Below are 15,972 nucleotides of genomic sequence, written 5' to 3' on the forward strand. Positions count from 1 at the left end.
ACTGTTGAGTTCTCAAGAAACGGACGCATCCCGCGTTTCGTTCCGTCTTCTTCATCCTTACAAGCCCGCCGGATCGTGTCAAATCGCTCGATTTGACAACTCTCGCCGGGGCTTGCGGGAATCCGCATCGCTCCGCTTCCGGAGCAACCCTTCTAACTTACCAGCCCGTCAACCGATCCGCGAATCGATGCCCGAGCCGGCTTGTCATCAGGGATCGCCGACGACCACGGCGCAGCTCACACCACACCCGCCTGAGTGGAGGAGTGAGATTGCGCCCGACGACGTCGGCTCGTCAAGATTAGCAGCGCCCGAGAGTGGTCGAGACGCCTCGAACCGCCTCAACCGGGCACAGAACGATCACAGATCCGTCGCCGTGCGGACTCACCCGCGCCCGCCCCGAACCCATGGGTATGAACGCGGCGTGAGGGACCGGCCGTTGCCAAGAGCCTTGATCGCGCTGACGGGAGCCGCCGCGGCGGTGATCACTCTGTTCGGCATGCGGGAGGTCTCCTCGATCCTCGGCCCGCTCTTCCTCTCCTTCGTCCTGGTCATCGCCGTCTCACCGGTGCGCTCGGCCCTGGCCCGGCGGGGCTCGCCCCGGTGGATCCAGGTGGCTCTGCCGTTCCTCATCGTGGTCTTCGTGCTCCTCGGCATGGTCGCGATCATCAGCCTGTCGGTGACGCAGCTCGCGGCGACCCTCCCCGCGTACGCCGACCAGTTCCGCCGGCTCCTCGCCGACGCCCAGCGGCTCATCGGCGAGCTCGGGGTGAGCACCGCCCAGCTCAACGAGGTCATGCAGTCCTTCGACCCCAGCCGGGTGGTCGGCATCGCCCAGAGCCTGCTGACCGGGCTGCTCGGCGTCCTGTCCAGCCTCTTCCTCATGGTCATCCTGCTCCTGGCCATGTCGCTGGACGCGCCGGTCATCGCCCGCATCATCGCCGCCGGCGTACACAACAGACCCCATCTCGTCGCCGCCCTGGCCACGTTCGCCGCCAAGACCAGGCGCTACCTGCTGGTCTCCACGGGCTTCGGGCTGATCTGCTCGATCCTGGACGTGGCGGCGCTCTATCTTCTGTCCGTCCCGCTCCCCCTCCTCTGGGGAGTCCTCGCGCTGATCACGAACTACATCCCGAACATCGGCTTCATCATGGGCCTGATCCCGCCCGCCGTCCTCGCGCTCCTGGACGGCGGGCCGCAGAAAATGCTTCTGGTCATCGCCGCCTATGTCGCCATCAACGTGGTCATCCAGTCCTTCATCCAGCCGAAGTTCCTCGGCGACGCCGTAGGGCTGTCCACCACCATGACTCTGGTGTCGCTGATCGTCTGGGCCTTCGTCCTCGGCCCGCTCGGCGCGCTCCTCGCCATCCCGCTCAGCCTCCTCACGCGCGCCCTGCTGATCGACAGCGACCCCAGCGCCACCTGGGCGGCCGCTCTCATCTCCGGCGACGAACGGATTGTCGGCGGCCGGGCGTAGCTTGGGAGACGCCATGTACATCGAGCACGCCCCGCCAGCCGGCCTGGCCCACCGCATCGCCTGCGTCTGGGAGCAGACCAGCGCGGCCGAGGGCGTCCACCTCGTCGTCCCCGACGGCTGCGTCGACCTCATCTGGGGCCCGCAGGGTCCCCATGTGGCCGGTCCCGACACGGGCCCCATGCCGACGCCCATGCGCCCGGGCGACTCCTACTTCGGCATCCGCTTCCGCCCCGGCGCCGTCGGCGGCCTGCTCTCCGCCCCGCTCAGCGACCTGCTCGACCAGCGGGTGTCCCTCGACGACCTCGCGCCCGACCTGGCGGACCTCCCCGTCGAGCAGCGGCTCCGCGCGGTCGCCCACCGGCTCCTGCAGGCTCCCCCGCCCGACCCGGCCGCCCCGGCGATCGCGTCGGCCCTGCGCTCCGGCGGCGGCGTCGCCGAGGTCGCCTGGCAACTTGGCCTCAGCGAACGCCAGCTCCACCGCAGAAGCGTCGCCGCCTTCGGCTACCCTCCGAAGACCCTCCAGCGCATCGTCCGCTTCCAGCGCGCCCTCCGCCTGGCCAGGGCGGGCGTGCCGCTGGCGCGTGTGGCGGCCGACAGCGGCTATGCCGACCAGGCGCATCTCGCCAACGACGTCAAACGCCTGGCCGGCGTCCCGATGAAGCAACTGCTCGCCTGAGCTTGCCTGGGCTTGCCTGTCGTTTCCTGGCCGTCGTGCGTGGGCTCGCCGCCGTTGGGGTGCTGGTCTTTGGGTCGTGTACGGCAAGCCGGCTTGGAGCCACCCGCCGACCGGGGCCGGCGCCTGTCCAGGGTGACGCTCACCGGGCGCGCGTGGCCGGCCGCCGTTACGGCGCACGGACAGGAGGATGGGCGTCAGGCGCTCACCGGTTCGCAGGAAGGTGAAGCGACTGGCGAGCCCCGGATGACGCGGTCACTTCGGGAGGCGTCCGTAGGCGCGCAGCGTCTTGAGCCGGTGGACGGTCATGAAGCCCGCCCATTCGGTGCGCACCACCGGTGTCCACATCGCCCAGTTCCCGGTCCAGCCGCCGTCCCGGGCCAGCTGCTCCACCAGCGCGTCCAGATGCCTGTCGATCGTCGCCCTGTCGAACAGCGGGAGCCGGAGGGGCGCGGGCGCGAAGTCGAGTGGGAAGTGGGCTTCGCCGGTCGCGTTCGGGTCGAGCGTGACGGTGTCGAGGATCGCGTCGCGGAGCCGGGCGAACTCGGCGTCGACGCGGTCACGGTCCGGGGCGTGCTCCAGGAACGGCAGGATGGCGCGTGCCTCGTAGGGGGTGGTCTCCTTCACCTGCGCGATGCCGTCCCAGCAGAAAGCGGTGGCCCGGTCGAGCCACGGGTGGGAGACGCCGTGCTTGTGGAGGAGGGCGGCCAGCGCGGCTGTGGGGTTGAGGTTTCCCGGCGGGTTGTCGCCGGTCTCCCACCAGGGGGCGCGGAGGGTGGCGCGCACGGAGGGCAGGACGAAGGGGACGCCGCCGTCCGGTGTGGTGATCGAGGCGAGGTAGTCGCAGGCGGCCCGCACCATGGGGTCGTCGAAGGCGTCGAGCTCGTCGAGGATCCAGAAGGCCACCTCGACCGGCTGTGGCTGACTGCCGGAACCGCGAAGGTCGGGCTCCAGGGCGTTGCCGAAGCCGCCGTCGGGGTTCTGGTAGCAGCGGAGCACGTCGAGGACGCGGGATCTGGAGCCGCCGCGGAAGAGAGCCTCGAAGCGGAGCCGGTCGAGGAGCCGGGCGTTGAGGTGCAGGTACTGCTCGGCTGTCGACAAGATGTCCATGCCCGCCACGCTACGAGCGCGGGCATGGCCGGTCTTGAAGAAATCGGCCACTTGAAGAATCGGCCGTCGGCGTGTGCCCTCCTGCGCAGTCGCCTTCGCGTCGCGGAATCGACGGCGTGCGCCGGTGTTCCGCCTCCGGGTGCGGGCGGGTTTCCTGGTTTCCTGGCGTCCCGGCGAAGGTCACGGTCACCGTGGGCGAAGCGTTCCGTGCCGGGCTGGAAACCCATGAAAGGCTGAGAACCCCGCCGAAGGGCCTGGGGGACTTCACGGCGGCCTGGGACTCCACGGTGGGCAGGGCGGTGCGTGGGCGCCGCGCTGGTATCCGGCGGACACGTAGCGGCGTGTGGCGGCTTTCCGGTCGCGGAGAACGACAGCCAGTCAGAACGCCAGCTTGACGACGCTCGCGATCCCCGGCTGGGCACAGGAACAGCTGGCACAAGATGGGATCCGCCTGGTGCCGGGATCGGAAACCTCTGCCGGGTCTCGTCACCGCATCTGGCATTCTGGAAGACCGGCGATCACGAGGAGATCAGTAATGGCCCACCCTCTCGGCACGCAGCCCGCACCCCGACGCACCCCTCTCAGCACGGACGAGAAGGTCCGAGCCGAAGCGAACTTCGCTCCCCTCGTCGCCGAGCACCTCGTTGCCAACGGCCGGTTCCAGGTGAGCGCCGACACCCCGGAGATGGTGGAGTTGTTCCAGAGGGTCGCCCGCAGGGTGGGTGACATGCTTCAGCGGCCAGTGGTCAGCTACGCCAACGGCAGGTACATGGTGATCACGTTCGGCCGGGAGGAGGCGGCCGGCCTCACCGGCTGAGGCATCCGCTCGGGGCAGGAGTGACTGCCACAACAGTGACTGCCAGGCGCCATCGGCATTCCCCGACCCTGGTCGGCTCCGACCGAACCCGGTGAACCCTTCCGGTCACCTTATGGGGAGGTTCGGCCGTGGAGATCGTCACGGTGTCCATCCCGAGGGAGCCGTACGGCAAAGCCCCCGGGAGCTCCGTGGCAAGGCCTCGGGGAGCCGCGTGGCAAGGCTCCCCGAGGGACACATGAAACCCCGGGGACGCTTGGCGAAGCCCTGAGCATGCGTGGCGACTCCCCGGGAGCCGTGTGCCAGAGCCTCCCGGGGATGCGCGACAAGGTCCCGTGGGAACAGTGACGTAGCCCTCTGGCAGCCACGTCTCGCCTCGAAACCCAGAAACTCCAAACCCAGAAACTCCATAAGAATCCCGGAGAAACCGCGAGAAAGCCTCACGGCGTCGCCAAGGCCTCCGTAGGAGACATGCGCGCGGCGCGCACCGCCGGGTAGAACCCCGCCAGCGCGCCGATCACCAAGGTGGCCGCGATGCCGCCCACCATCGCCCACACCGGCACGATCGTCGGCCAGTTCTGAAGGGTCGCATACAGCGACGTCACCCCGATGCCCAGCACCACGCCGCCGATCCCGCCGATGAGCGACAGCAGCGCCGACTCGGCCAGGAACTGCAGGCGGATCTGGCCGCGGGTGGCGCCCAGGGAGCGGCGCAGGCCGATCTCGGCGCGCCGTTCCAGAACCGAGATGACCATGGTGTTCGCGACGCCGACGCCGCCCACGAGCAGCGCGACGCCGCCCAGGCCGAGCAGCAGCGCGTTCAGGGTCGCGTCGGTGGCCTGCTTGGCCGCCAGCGCGTCGGAGGGGCGGGAGACCTGCACCTCGTTGGGCGCCTCGGGGTTGGCGGTGGCGGCCAGCACGTCCCGGACGGCGACGACGTGCTCCTCGGTGGCCCGGGCGTAGACGGTCGTGGGGTAGCCGTCGAAGCCGAGCCGCTCCTCGGCGACCGGCCAGCCGACCAGGGCGGCGGTGTCGAGCTCCGGCGCGAGCGGCGCGGGGGCGAGGATGCCGACCACGGTGAACCACTGGCCGCCCAGCCACACCCGCTGCTCCGGGCCCGCGCGGTGGACGCCGAGGCGGTCGGCGGCCTTCGAGCCGAGGACCGTGGCCGGGTAGCGGTGCGTGGCCTCGTTCAGCCACGTGCCGCCGGCCAGCGAGGCGCCCACGTCGGCCGGCAGGTCCAGGCGCGCGGCGGCGACGGCGATGCTGCCGGACTGGGTCGGCGGGATGTGGTCGTTGCGGTAGACCTTGGCGTCGGTGACGCCGATGGCGGTGACCGCGGTGACCGCGGGGATCTGGCCGATCATGCCTTCGGCCTCGGCCGGCAGGTGGGAGGCCTCGCCGAACAGGCTCTGCCCGGGCGAGACCTTCAGCAGGTTGGTGCCCAGGGCCGCCAGCTGCCGGTTGAGGTCCTCCTGGCTGGAGGCGGAGATGCCGACCACGCCGAGCATGGCGGCGATGCCGATGGCGATGCCCAGGGCGGACAGGAACACGCGCAGGGGGCGGGTGCGAAGCCCGGCGCCGCCGACTCGTGCCACGTCGCCGGGGCTCATCCGCGCGGGGGTGAGCAGGTCGGTCATGGGCGTACCTCGCCGTCGAGCATGTGGACCTGGCGCGGCAGCGAGGCCGCGATGTCCCGGTCGTGGGTGATGATCACCACGGTGGTCCCCGTCTCGTTGAGCTCGCGCAGCAGGGCCGTCACTCCGGCGCCGGAGCGCGAGTCGAGGTTGCCGGTGGGTTCGTCGGCCAGCAGCAGCCGGGGTTGCCCGACGACCGCCCTGGCGATGGCGACGCGCTGCCGTTCGCCGCCGGACAGCTCGTGCGGGCGGTGGTCGAGGCGGTGCGCGAGGCCGACGCGGTCGAGGGCCTCGTAGGCGCGCAGCCTGCGTTCGCGCAGCCCCACGCCCGCGTAGAGGAGGCCGTCGGCGACGTTGTCGAGCACGGGCACGCCGGCGGCCAGGTGGAAGGACTGGAAGACGAAGCCGATGAGCCGGGCGCGCAGCGCCGACAGCTGCCGGTCGTTGAGGGAGTGCACGTCGTGGCCGGCGATGCGGATCGTGCCGCTCGTCGGGCGGTCGAGCGTGCCGATCATGTTGAGCATCGTCGACTTGCCGGAGCCGGAGGGGCCGACGATGGCGACGAGCTCGCCGGGCATGATCGTCAGGGAGACGCCGCGCAGGGCTCTCACCTCGCCGTAGGTCTTGGTGACGTCGACGAGCTCGGCGATCGGCGCCCGGCCGCCCGGCTCGGCCATCAGGGCCGGACGCTCCCCGAGACTGGTGCTCACGTCGGCACCACCACGGTCGTGCCCTCCGCGACGCCCGTGACCTCGACCTTGCCGTCGGCGAACATGCCGGTCTCGACGGCCACGTACCGGGTCGCCGTCCCCTCGACTACCTGCACGCCGTACCCGCCCTCGGCCAGGGCGACCAGCGCGCCGACGGGCACCGCCAGCACGTCCTCGCGCCGCGCCGACACGACGGTCACGTCGACGGGCCCGGTGTCGAACGACGTCTTGCCGACCGACAGCGTCACCTCCACCGTGGTGGTGAGGTCCTGCCCCTCGCCGGTCTGCCGCGCGACCTTGCCGACCGAGGTGACCTTGCCGTCCACCGTGGAGCCGTCGGGCAGCTCGATCGTGGCCTTCATGCCACGGCGCACCAGGTGCCGGTCGGCGGCGTCGAGGTCGACCGCGACCTGCTTGGTGGTGCGCGTGGCCTCCAGCACGGGGCCCGACGCCGTGGCGCCCAGCGCCGTCTTCACCGTGGTGACGCGCAGCGGGCCGGGCGCGACGACCACGTCGCCGGGCTCGACCGTGCCGGTGACTGGCAGCCCGAGGTCGTCCTGCCAGTCCTCCACCGCCTCGCGGGTGGCCCAGGTGAAGGTGTCGTCGACGTCGAAGCCGTCGTAGCCGAGCTTGGCCAGGTTGCGTTCGAACTCCTCGACGTCCTTGCCCTCGACGCCGTCGCGCAGCGTCCGGTACAGCGGCATCGTGCCGTACAGCAGGGGCACCCGGTCGGCGTCTGCGCTGTAGACGGCGCGGCCGCGGGTGATCACGGCGCCCTCGGCGGGCAGCCACGTGATCGTGCCCTGGCCACGGGCGGTCACGGTGAGGGGGTCGCCGTAGCCGAGGGTGCCCGGCACGGTCTTGGTGTCGGTGAGCGTCGTGCGGGTGACCTTGGCCGTGGCGGGAGGGGTGCGGACGGCGGTCGCCGTACCGGGGGACGAGCCGCCGAAGCCGAGCGCCGCGGCGGTGACGGCGGCGGCCAGGAGGGCGGCGCCCCCGGTCCAGGCCGCCACGCGGGCGGGCCTGCGGCGCCGGCGGGTGACGGACGGGGGCGCGGCGAGCTGCGTCACTTCCCGCCCCCCTCTGCTCCCTTGGCCTTGCCGCCGAGTTCCGCGTTGCACTTCTCGACGGCCTCGGCGAAGTCGGGGTCGTCCCGCTTGATCTTGCCGACCTGGCCGGCGAAGCCGCCGTTGGGGTCGGGGTCGGGCATGTCGACGCCGTTGTCCCGCATGCAGGCGGCGAACTTGCGCAGCTTCTCCAGGTCCTCCGGAGACAGCTCGCCCCGCTCCTTGACCGGGGCGTACTCCTTACATGCCTCGAAGGCCTTCTGCACCTTCGGGTCGTCGAGCCTGATCGTCGTGCGGCCGACGAAGCCGCCGTTGGGGTCGGGGTCGGGCATGTCGACGTCGTTGTCGCGCATGCACTGCGCGAACTTCCTGCCGCGCTCCTCGCGGTCGAGGGTCGAGGTGGGGCTGGGTGAGGCGCTGGGGGTGGATCCGGCGCCCGACACCGAGGCCACCCCGGCCGATGTGGGGGCGGTGCCGCATCCGGCGGCCAGCACGAGCACGGCCGCCGCGAAGAATGTGAGTCGCATGGGCCCGACTGTGCCGAGCGCAGTTCAAGGCGAGCTCGGAACCGCCTGGGAGAGGGGTAGGAGTACGCGGAAGGTGGCACCGCGGCCGGGGGCGGTGTCCAGCTCGACCCGGCCGCCGTGCGCGCGTGCGATGGCGGCGACGATGGACAGCCCGAGTCCCGCGCCGCCGTGGGCGCGCGAGCGGCCCTGGCTGACGCGGTAGAGGCGGTCGAAGACGTGCGGCGCGTGCTCGGGCGGCACGCCCGGCCCGTCGTCCGATACCTCCAGGACGGCGCAGCCGCCCGCCCGACCGACCCGCACCCGCACGGGCGCGTCGGTGTGCACGAGCGCGTTGTCGACGAGGTTGGCGGCCACCTGGCGCAGCCGCATGGCGTCGCCGGGCACGGTGACCGGCTCCAGCCTGCCCGTCAGCTTGACGGAGCGGTCCGGCCGCCGGGCGCGGGCGTCACGCACGGTGTCGGCCGCCACCTCCAGCAGGTCGACGGACCCTCGCTCGATCGGGCGTTCCTCATCGAGCTGCGCGAGCGTCAGCAGGTCGTTGACCAGCACGCCCATCCGGGCCGCCTCGTCCTCGATGCGGCGCATCATCTCGTCGGTGTCGCCGCCGCCGCGCCGGTAGAGCTCGGCGAAGCCGCGCACGGAGGTGAGGGGCGTGCGCAGCTCGTGGGAGGCGTCGGCCAGGAAGCGGCGCAGCCGGGCCTCCGATTCGGTGCGCGCGGCGATCTCCCGTTCGAGCCGGTCGAGCATGACGTTCATGGCCGCACCCAGCCGTCCCGGCTCGGTGCGGGAATCCGTGTCGTGCATGCGCCGGCCGAAGTCGCCGGCCGCGATCCTGGTCGCGGTGCGCTCCATGCGGGTGAGGGGCAGCAGGCCGAGCCGTACGGCCGCCTCGGCGGCCAGCCCGAGCACCAGCAGCACGCCGCCGCTGACGGCCAGGCTGATGGCCGTCAGCGCCCGCTCGGTCTCCTCCACCTGGCGCATCGACAGCGCCATGACGACGATCCGCCCGTCGCCGGAGGCCACGGCCTGCACGCGCCAGGAGTGCTCCCCGCTCACGCCGGGCGCGGTGAAGGGCTTGTCCAGGGGGATCTCGTGGACGTCGCCCAGGTCGGGCCCCTTCTCGGGGTCGAGGCTCGCGGCGGGGATCATCCGGCCGGCGGCGTCGAAGGTGGTGATGTGGATGTTCTCGGCCGCGCGCTTGGTCACCGCGGCCAGCAGCCCCCACTCGGTGGTGACCTGCTTGATCATGGGCAGGCTGACGGCGGCCTTCCTGAGCGGGGCGAGCTGGGCGTCGAGGCGTTCGACGAGCACGCCGCGCAGGATGGCCAGCCCGAGGGCGTTGGCCAGGAGCAGGCCGACTGCGGTGAGGCCGAGGACGATGAGCACCAGGCGGTTGCGCAGGCTCATGAGGGGGTCCTGAGCGTGTAGCCGACGCCGCGCACGGTCTGGATCAGCGGCGGCTCGCCGAGCTTCTTGCGCAGGTAGTACACGTAGGACTCGACGATGCTGGAGTCGCCGTCGAAGTCGTAGCGCCAGACGCTGTCGAGGATCTGCGCCTTGCTGAGCACCCGCCCGGCGTTGGCGAGCAGGTACTCCAGCAGGTTGAACTCGGTGGGCGACAGCTCCACCGGGACGCCGCGCCGCCGTACCTCGTGGGCGGCCACGTCCATCTCCAGATCGGCGTAACGCAGCAGCTGCCTGTCGGCGGGCGCGGCGCTGCGGCGCAGGATCGCCTTGACCCGCAGCACCACCTCCTCCAGGCTGAACGGCTTGACGACGTAGTCGTCGGCGCCCAGCTTCAGGCCGCGCACGCGGTCCTCGACGGTGTCGCGGGCGGTCAGGAACAGCACGGGGTAGCGCTCGTCGAGCTGCCTGGCCACCTCGAAGCCGTCCAGGTCGTCCATCATGACGTCCAGCACGACGAGGTCGGGGCCGAACTCCCTGGCGGCGGCCAGCGCCTCCCTGCCCGACCCGGCGGTGCGCACCTCGAAGGAGACCAGCCGCAGCGTCTCGGCGAGCAGGGCGCGGATGTTCGGCTCGTCGTCGACGACAAGGACCTTCATGGCGTCAGCATTACCTGGGCAAGCTCAAAGGAGCATCAAAGCGATATTGGGTTGCCCGGCACCCGCGCGGTTGTCTACCGTCGTGCGCATGTCGTGCTTCTTCAGCGCCGCCTTCTTCGTGCGCATCCGCCGCGGCCGGGCCCTGGCCCGCCAGGCGGCTTCTGTCTGACGCGACCTTTCACGCTGTCTTTCACGCTGTCCGCGCCTGGCGGGCCAGGGCCCTTCGAGACCCCGTCATCTCGAGGACCCCGAAGGGCATCTGCCGTGGCGCAGTCGTTTTCCCGTGCTCGTCGTTCAACGAGCCGTCCCAGTCGTTCAACCAACCAGACCGGTCGTTCGCAAAACCAGACCGGCCGTTCACAAAACCAGCCCGGTCGCTCGCGAGACCAGGCCAGGCGCGAGCTGTCCCAGAACTTCCTCGTCGACCGCCGCGCCGTGGACCGGGTGGTCGCGGCGGCCCGGCCGTCCGGGCTCGTCCTGGAGCCCGGCGCGGGCACCGGGGCGCTGACCCGGGCGCTGGTGCGGACCGGCGCCGACGTGGTCGCCTACGAGATCGACCCCGTGTGGGCCGGCAGGCTGCGGGAGCGTGTGCCGCAGGCCAGGGTCGTGAGGGGCGACTTCACCGCCGCCCGGCCGCCGCGCGAGCCGTTCGCGGTGGTCGGCAACATCCCATACTCCATCACCTCGCAGATCGTGGACTGGTGCCTGCGCGCCAGGTCGCTCACCTCGGCGACGCTGGTGACCCAGCTGGAGTACGCGCGCAAGCGGTCGGGTGACTTCGGCCGCTGGAGCATGCTGACCGTGGCGACCTGGCCGTGGTTCAGCTGGGAGCTGGCCGGGCGGATCGGCAGGAGCAGCTTCCGCCCGGTCCCGTCGGTCGACTCGGCGATCCTGCGCATCCGGCGGCGGCCCGAGCCGCTGGTGGAGGACGGCCGGGCCTACCGCCTGCTGGTCGAGAGGGGCTTCTCCGGCGTGGGCGGCTCGCTGTACGGCTCGCTCGGCAACCGGTCGGCCTTCGAGCGCGCGGGCGTCGCCCGCGACACCGTGGTGGCCTACGTCCACCCCGACCAGTGGATCACGCTGTTCCGCGAGCTACGCCGCTGAGGACAGCAGTTCCTTGGACGACGGCTCGGCGGCGGGGCGCTGCGCGCGGGAGCGGATGCGTTCCCACGGCAGCGCCAGCGCCAGCACCGGCAGCAGCACGATGGAGGCCCGCGACCAGTCGCGGTGCAGGAACCACCAGGTGTTGACGTCGAACTGCGTCATGTAGAGGTAGCCGTAGCCGGCCCACAGCGACACGGCGATGATCGCCGGCCAGGCGAAGCGGGTCGGCCTGGCCACCAGGAACGGCATGAACCACAGCAGGTACTGCGCGCCCAGCCGCGGCGTGACGACCATGAAGGCCAGCAGCATCGCGGTGGTCATGTCGATCGGGTCGGCCCGCCGCCACACGAGCGCGACGACCAGCAGCGTGACGTAGATGAGGTTGGTGCCGAACTCGGCCAGGTCGGGCCGCAGCGCCCAGTCGCCGCCGGTGAACCACGGCGTCCAGCCGTACTCGCCCACGATGGGCCGGATGTTGCGGATCTCCCGGATGACCGCGGGCAGCTGGTCCAGCGACGTCCCCGCGAAGATCGGCAGGGTGACGAGGAAGAACACCGGCACGGCGCCGGTCATGACCAGCGAGGCGATGCGGGCGCGCAGGTTCGGCAACAGCAGCAGCATCCCGGGGATCAGCCAGATCGGCCAGCTCTTGGCGCACAGCGCCAGGCCCATGAGCACGCCGGCGATCATCCCGCGCCGCAGCGTCTCGCGGTCGCCGGGGCCCGGCCGCAGGGACCTGAGCGCCAGGCCGGTCGCGCGCCTGGCGGCCGTCCGCACGCCGTAGGCGGCCACGCCGCGCCGCAGGCGGGGGATCACCTCGGTGGACACGCCGGTCCGGTACGGCGAGCCGGGCCCGCGCGCGACGACGAAGGCCGCCACGCCGAAGGCCAGCGCGACCGGCTCCACCTGGCCGTGGATGGCGGCCACCATCAGCGCCAGCGGGCTGAGCGCGTACTGCAGGGCGCGCAGGTTGGCCCTCTCCCCGCCGGCCAGCTTGGCCACCAGCGGCACCAGGGCCAGGTCGGCGACCACGGTGACCAGGCGCCCGGCGTACTCCCACGGCATCCCTGTCCACAGCAGGATGCCGTAGATGTAGGGGATGGTCGGCAGGAAGTGCCAGCCGCCCTCGCTGCCCAGCACCGGGTCCTGCCTGTTGAGCACCGCCTCCCCGGCGGGCTTGAAGCTCTCCATGAAGTCGACCGGCTGCCAGCTGTCGTTGGCCGCCGTGAAGAACAGCAGGGCTCGTACGGCAAGGCCGACGAGGACGGCCGTGGTGAGCGAGGGCCGCCAGTCACGCCACTGGGCGACGAGGGCGAGCGCGACGCCGCCGACGAGGACGATGCCTGTGAGGACTGCGTAATCCATGGTGAGGACTAGACTGCCGTACCCCTGCGGGGACCCGCCACTCGGCCCCTGAAGCGCCATCGCCACGAAGTGGCACGTCACAGGCGTCTCCAGGGGTTCGAGGGCGGGTCACGGACTCACAGGCAACTTCCAGGTACGGCTCAGCCGAGCGCGTCGAGGTAGGCGCGGTGGGCGCGGGAGAACTCCCGGCCGTTGAACCGGTCCCAGTTGACGGACCAGGCCATCAGGCCGCGCAGGTTCGGGTAGACGCCGCGCGGCCGGTAGGTACCGCAGTTGGCGCCCTTCACCAGGCAGTCGAGCGCCTTGTGGACCTCGGCCGTCGTGGTGAAGCCGTTGCCTGCGTGGGGTGAGGCGGGCAGGCCGATGGCGACCTGGTCCTGCCGCAGGGGCGGGAAGACGTTGGCGGGGTTGCGCATGATGGGGAAGCCCGCCAGGAGCATGTCGGTCATCGCGACGTGGAAGTCGTGCCCGCCCATCGTGTGGTACTGATCGTCCAGACCCATGATCGGGCCGGAGTTGTAGTCCTGCACGTGGAGCAGGGTCAGGTCGTTCCGCATGGCGTGGATGACCGGCAGGTAGGAGGCGCTGCGCGGGTCGGCCGTGCCGTTCGGCCCGGGGCCGTAGAACTGGTAGCCGAGCTGGACGAAGAACGTCTCGGGCGCCATCGTCAGCACGAAGCGCGAGCCGTAGCGGGCCTTGAGCGTCTTCAGCGCCGAGATGAGGTTGACGATCACCGGGGTGGTGGGGTTGGCCAGGTCGGTGTCGCCCGGGTTGAGGTACAGGGAGTGGCCCTCGAAGTCGATGTCGAGCCCGTCCAGGCCGTACCTGTCGATGATGGCCGACACCGAGCTGACGAACCTGTCCCGCGCGGCCGTGGTGGTGAGCTGGACCTGGCCGTTCTGCCCGCCGATCGAGATCAGCACCTTCTTGCCCGCCGCCTGCTTGGCGCGGACGGCGGCGGCGAAGTCGGCCTCGGACTCGACGCCTGGGCACTCGGCGGCAGGGCACCGGGTGAACCTGATGTCGCCGGAGGTGACCGAGGTCGGCTCGCCGAAGGCCAGGTTGATGACGTCCCACTCCTCTGGCACGTCGGCCATGCGGACGTAGCCGGAGCCGTTGGCGAAGGAGGCGTGCAGGTAGCCGACCAGCACCCGCTTGGGCAGCTGCCCGCCGCCCCCTCCCCCGCTGGTGGTGGTGCCGCTGACCTCGGCGCTGTACGGCGAGCAGTTGCCCGCCGCGTCGCAGGCCCGCACCTTGAACCGGTAGGTCGTGGCGGCGGCCAGGCCGGTGGCGGTGTGGCTGGTGCCGGTGACGGCGACCGGCGCCCCGCCGTTCCGTGAGACCTCGTAGCGGGCCACGCCCACGTTGTCGGTGGAGGCCGTCCAGGTCACGGTCAGGGAGCCGGCGGTCGCGCCGCCCACGGCCGGGTTGCCGGGGACGGTGGGCGGCTGGGTGTCCGGCGTGCCGCCGGGGCCGTCCAGCACGACGTCGTCGGCCAGGTAGGGGGTCTGGCCGTACCAGCCGTGCAGGTAGATCGTGACGGAGGCGGTCGACGCGCCGGTGGTGAAGGAGGTCCGCAGCTGGGTCCAGGCGCCGCCCGGGGAGCCCCAGGTGCGGGCCTCGGTCATGCCCGCGCCGGTCGCGCCGAGGAAGACGTAACCGCCCTGGACCCAGGCCGACAGCTGATAGGCGGTGTTCGGCCGCACGGTGACGGTCTGCCGGCAGCGGGCGTGGTCGCCGCCGGCGGGGGTGCCGCGCAGGGCCTTGGCTCCGCCGTGGACGGGGCTGGAGACGGTGTCGGCCGAGGAGCAGGTCCAGCCGGTCAGGCCGTCCTCGAAGCCGGGGTTCGTCGCGATGTTCGCCGCCAGGGCCGAGGTGGCGGGGAGGACGGCGGCCGTCACCGCGAGGACGGCCGCCGCGGCCAGGATGCGCGGTCTCATCCGGTGAATCCCTTGAAGATGCCGGTGAACTCGTACGGCGACTGCGCGATGCCGCTGCACGTGGGCGAGACCCGGCCGTCGGGGCAGCCGCCGTTGTCGCGGGCGACGGACCAGAAGCCGACGAAGCCGATGTGGTTGGCGTTGGCCCAGTCGCGCAGCTTGCGCGCGTCGGCCTGCGTGGTGGTCATGCCGGTGTCGTTCTTGCCGATCATCGGCGTGACGCCGAGCATGCGCTTGAGCTGGGCGTCGGTCTTGCCGGGCCAGACGGAGCGCATCTGGTTCAGCGTCGCCTGGGCCGCCGAGATCATCGCGTCGCCCCAGGTGCCGGTGTAGCCGAAGTTCATCAGCATCGGGTTGACGATCACGTTCAGGCCGCGTGCGGCGGCGTCCTTGAGGATGTCCAGCGAGAACGGGTCGACGCCGTAGTCCTGGCCCTGGACGCGGAGCGTGTAGCTGACGACCGTGCCGCGTTCGGCCTGGAGCTGCTTGAGCGCGGTGTTGACCTTGGCGATGTCGATCGACGCCTCGACGTCGACGTCCAGGTGGTTGGTGCCGACGGTGTCGAGGACCTTCTTGTAGGCGGCCAGCAGCGCGCCGCTGGTGCCGCAGACGTGCTCCAGGTAGGGGCCGAGCGCGCCGCCGCTGGCGACGACCACCTGGCCGCCCATGGCCTGCAGGGCCTTGACGTCGCCGATGATGCGCGAGTCGTTGATCGGGATGGTGCCGCCCCAGGCGGGGTTGCAGCCGGTGCTGTCGCCCAGCGCGAAGGCCAGCGTGTAGTGCTTCACGCCCGTGGCGTTGGCGGCGCTGACCAGGCTCGGGGTGGGCATGGTGATGTCGATGTAGGGGGCGTGGCGGATCTCGCCGGGCGGCGGGACCGTGCAGCCGGTGGTGGTGGCGGTGACCGGCGCGCTGGACGCGGACTCGCCCGCCGAGTTGTAGGCGCGGACCGTGTAGGTGTGCGTGCTACAGGCGGCCAGGCCCGAGATCGTGGCCGAGGTGCCGGTCACCTGGGCCCGCTGGGTGCCGCCCTCGTAGACCCGGTAGCCGGCGACCGTCCCGGAGGAGGCGCCCCACGACAGCGAGATCGAGGAGTCGGTCGTGCCGGTGACCGTGGGGGTACCCGGCACGCCGGGGGCGCCCGGCGTGCCGCCGCCGTCGACCGGCTTCCACAGGGCGGGCACGTTCGGCGGCTCCCAGCCGGGCAGCGAGGTGTGCGCCTGGCGGCATTCGTACTCGACGCCGTTGTAGGTCACGCGGGCGCCTGCGGCGTAGGGGGTGTTGGGCGCCCAGGGCGCGGCGGCGGCCTGAACGGTCGCTGTGGCCGCCGTGACCGTCGTGGCCGGCTGGGCCTGCGCGGGCAGCCCGGCGGCCATGACGACGGCGAGCGCGAGCACGAGGGCTCTGAGGAGTCTCATACTTTCCGTCCCGTGCGTGTGGGGGGTGGGGTACGGCTCGCGCCCCTGGGGGTCGCCGGGGGCGCGAGCC

The 15,972-nt window shown here is 71.7% G+C and carries 14 protein-coding genes; 4 read left to right on the forward strand and 10 right to left on the reverse strand.

Features of this window, described 5'->3' with window-relative positions:
* Positions 1-436 precede the first annotated feature (436 nt).
* On the forward strand, positions 437-1,474 hold the full coding sequence (locus tag BSB02_RS31935; protein ID WP_240506819.1) for an AI-2E family transporter: 1,038 nt from the start codon (positions 437-439) through the stop codon (positions 1,472-1,474).
* 13 nt (positions 1,475-1,487) lie between these two features.
* Entirely contained in the window at positions 1,488-2,150 is a 663-nt protein-coding gene (locus tag BSB02_RS31940) for a helix-turn-helix transcriptional regulator (RefSeq protein WP_084964683.1), read from the forward strand.
* 252 nt (positions 2,151-2,402) lie between these two features.
* Here BSB02_RS31940 and BSB02_RS31945 read toward each other — a convergent pair whose 3' ends face one another.
* Complete coding sequence (locus tag BSB02_RS31945; protein WP_084964768.1) at positions 2,403-3,257, reverse strand: hypothetical protein; 855 nt, start codon at positions 3,255-3,257, stop codon at positions 2,403-2,405.
* A 535-nt stretch (positions 3,258-3,792) separates the two neighbouring features.
* On the opposite strand from BSB02_RS31945, the gene BSB02_RS31950 reads away from it, so the two are divergent.
* Positions 3,793-4,074: a hypothetical protein gene (locus tag BSB02_RS31950; protein WP_084964685.1), complete on the forward strand. Its 282-nt coding sequence runs from the start codon at positions 3,793-3,795 to the stop codon at positions 4,072-4,074.
* Positions 4,075-4,511: 437 nt separating this feature from the next.
* Here the strand turns inward: BSB02_RS31950 and BSB02_RS31955 are convergent, their stop codons facing one another.
* Genes BSB02_RS31955 through BSB02_RS31980 form a run of 6 tightly spaced genes read right to left on the reverse strand, consistent with a single transcriptional unit; the run spans position 4,512 to position 10,075 of the window.
* Complete coding sequence (locus BSB02_RS31955) at positions 4,512-5,711, reverse strand: ABC transporter permease (protein ID WP_084964687.1); 1,200 nt, start codon at positions 5,709-5,711, stop codon at positions 4,512-4,514.
* Positions 5,708-6,385: an ABC transporter ATP-binding protein gene (locus BSB02_RS31960; protein WP_084964689.1), complete on the reverse strand. Its 678-nt coding sequence runs from the start codon at positions 6,383-6,385 to the stop codon at positions 5,708-5,710. The genes BSB02_RS31955 and BSB02_RS31960 overlap by 4 nt, the downstream gene beginning before the upstream one ends.
* Before the next feature lie 29 nt (positions 6,386-6,414).
* Positions 6,415-7,488, reverse strand: coding sequence for a peptidoglycan-binding protein (locus BSB02_RS31965; protein WP_084964691.1), 1,074 nt, complete (start codon positions 7,486-7,488; stop codon positions 6,415-6,417).
* Positions 7,485-8,012 (reverse strand): hypothetical protein, encoded by a 528-nt coding sequence (locus tag BSB02_RS31970; protein ID WP_084964693.1) that lies wholly within the window; start codon positions 8,010-8,012, stop codon positions 7,485-7,487. Before BSB02_RS31970 ends, BSB02_RS31965 begins: the two co-directional genes overlap by 4 nt.
* 24 nt (positions 8,013-8,036) lie before the next feature.
* Complete coding sequence (locus BSB02_RS31975; protein WP_084964695.1) at positions 8,037-9,419, reverse strand: sensor histidine kinase; 1,383 nt, start codon at positions 9,417-9,419, stop codon at positions 8,037-8,039.
* The gene (locus BSB02_RS31980; RefSeq protein ID WP_084964696.1) at positions 9,416-10,075 is read right to left on the reverse strand and encodes a response regulator transcription factor; all 660 of its coding nucleotides are present in this window, start codon (positions 10,073-10,075) and stop codon (positions 9,416-9,418) included. The genes BSB02_RS31975 and BSB02_RS31980 overlap by 4 nt, the downstream gene beginning before the upstream one ends.
* A 402-nt stretch (positions 10,076-10,477) precedes the next feature.
* Between BSB02_RS31980 and erm the strand changes: the two genes are divergently transcribed.
* Positions 10,478-11,179 carry a 23S ribosomal RNA methyltransferase Erm gene (erm, locus tag BSB02_RS31985; protein ID WP_240506832.1) on the forward strand — a complete coding sequence of 234 codons (702 nt, stop codon included), beginning with the start codon at positions 10,478-10,480 and terminating at the stop codon, positions 11,177-11,179.
* Here the strand turns inward: erm and BSB02_RS31990 are convergent.
* The 3 genes from BSB02_RS31990 to BSB02_RS32000 form a co-directional block, all read right to left on the reverse strand.
* Positions 11,168-12,544 carry a hypothetical protein gene (locus tag BSB02_RS31990; RefSeq protein ID WP_084964698.1) on the reverse strand — a complete coding sequence of 459 codons (1,377 nt, stop codon included), beginning with the start codon at positions 12,542-12,544 and terminating at the stop codon, positions 11,168-11,170. The two genes, erm and BSB02_RS31990, sit on opposite strands and share 12 nt — an antisense overlap.
* Positions 12,545-12,684: 140 nt before the next feature.
* Complete coding sequence (locus BSB02_RS31995; RefSeq protein ID WP_084964699.1) at positions 12,685-14,484, reverse strand: chitinase; 1,800 nt, start codon at positions 14,482-14,484, stop codon at positions 12,685-12,687.
* The gene (locus tag BSB02_RS32000; protein ID WP_240506821.1) at positions 14,481-15,902 is read right to left on the reverse strand and encodes a carbohydrate-binding protein; all 1,422 of its coding nucleotides are present in this window, start codon (positions 15,900-15,902) and stop codon (positions 14,481-14,483) included. The genes BSB02_RS31995 and BSB02_RS32000 overlap by 4 nt, the downstream gene beginning before the upstream one ends.
* Positions 15,903-15,972 lie beyond the last annotated feature (70 nt).

It is taken from the genome of Thermoactinospora rubra, assembly GCF_002093975.1.
GTDB classification, from domain to species: domain Bacteria; phylum Actinomycetota; class Actinomycetes; order Streptosporangiales; family Streptosporangiaceae; genus Nonomuraea; species Nonomuraea rubra_A.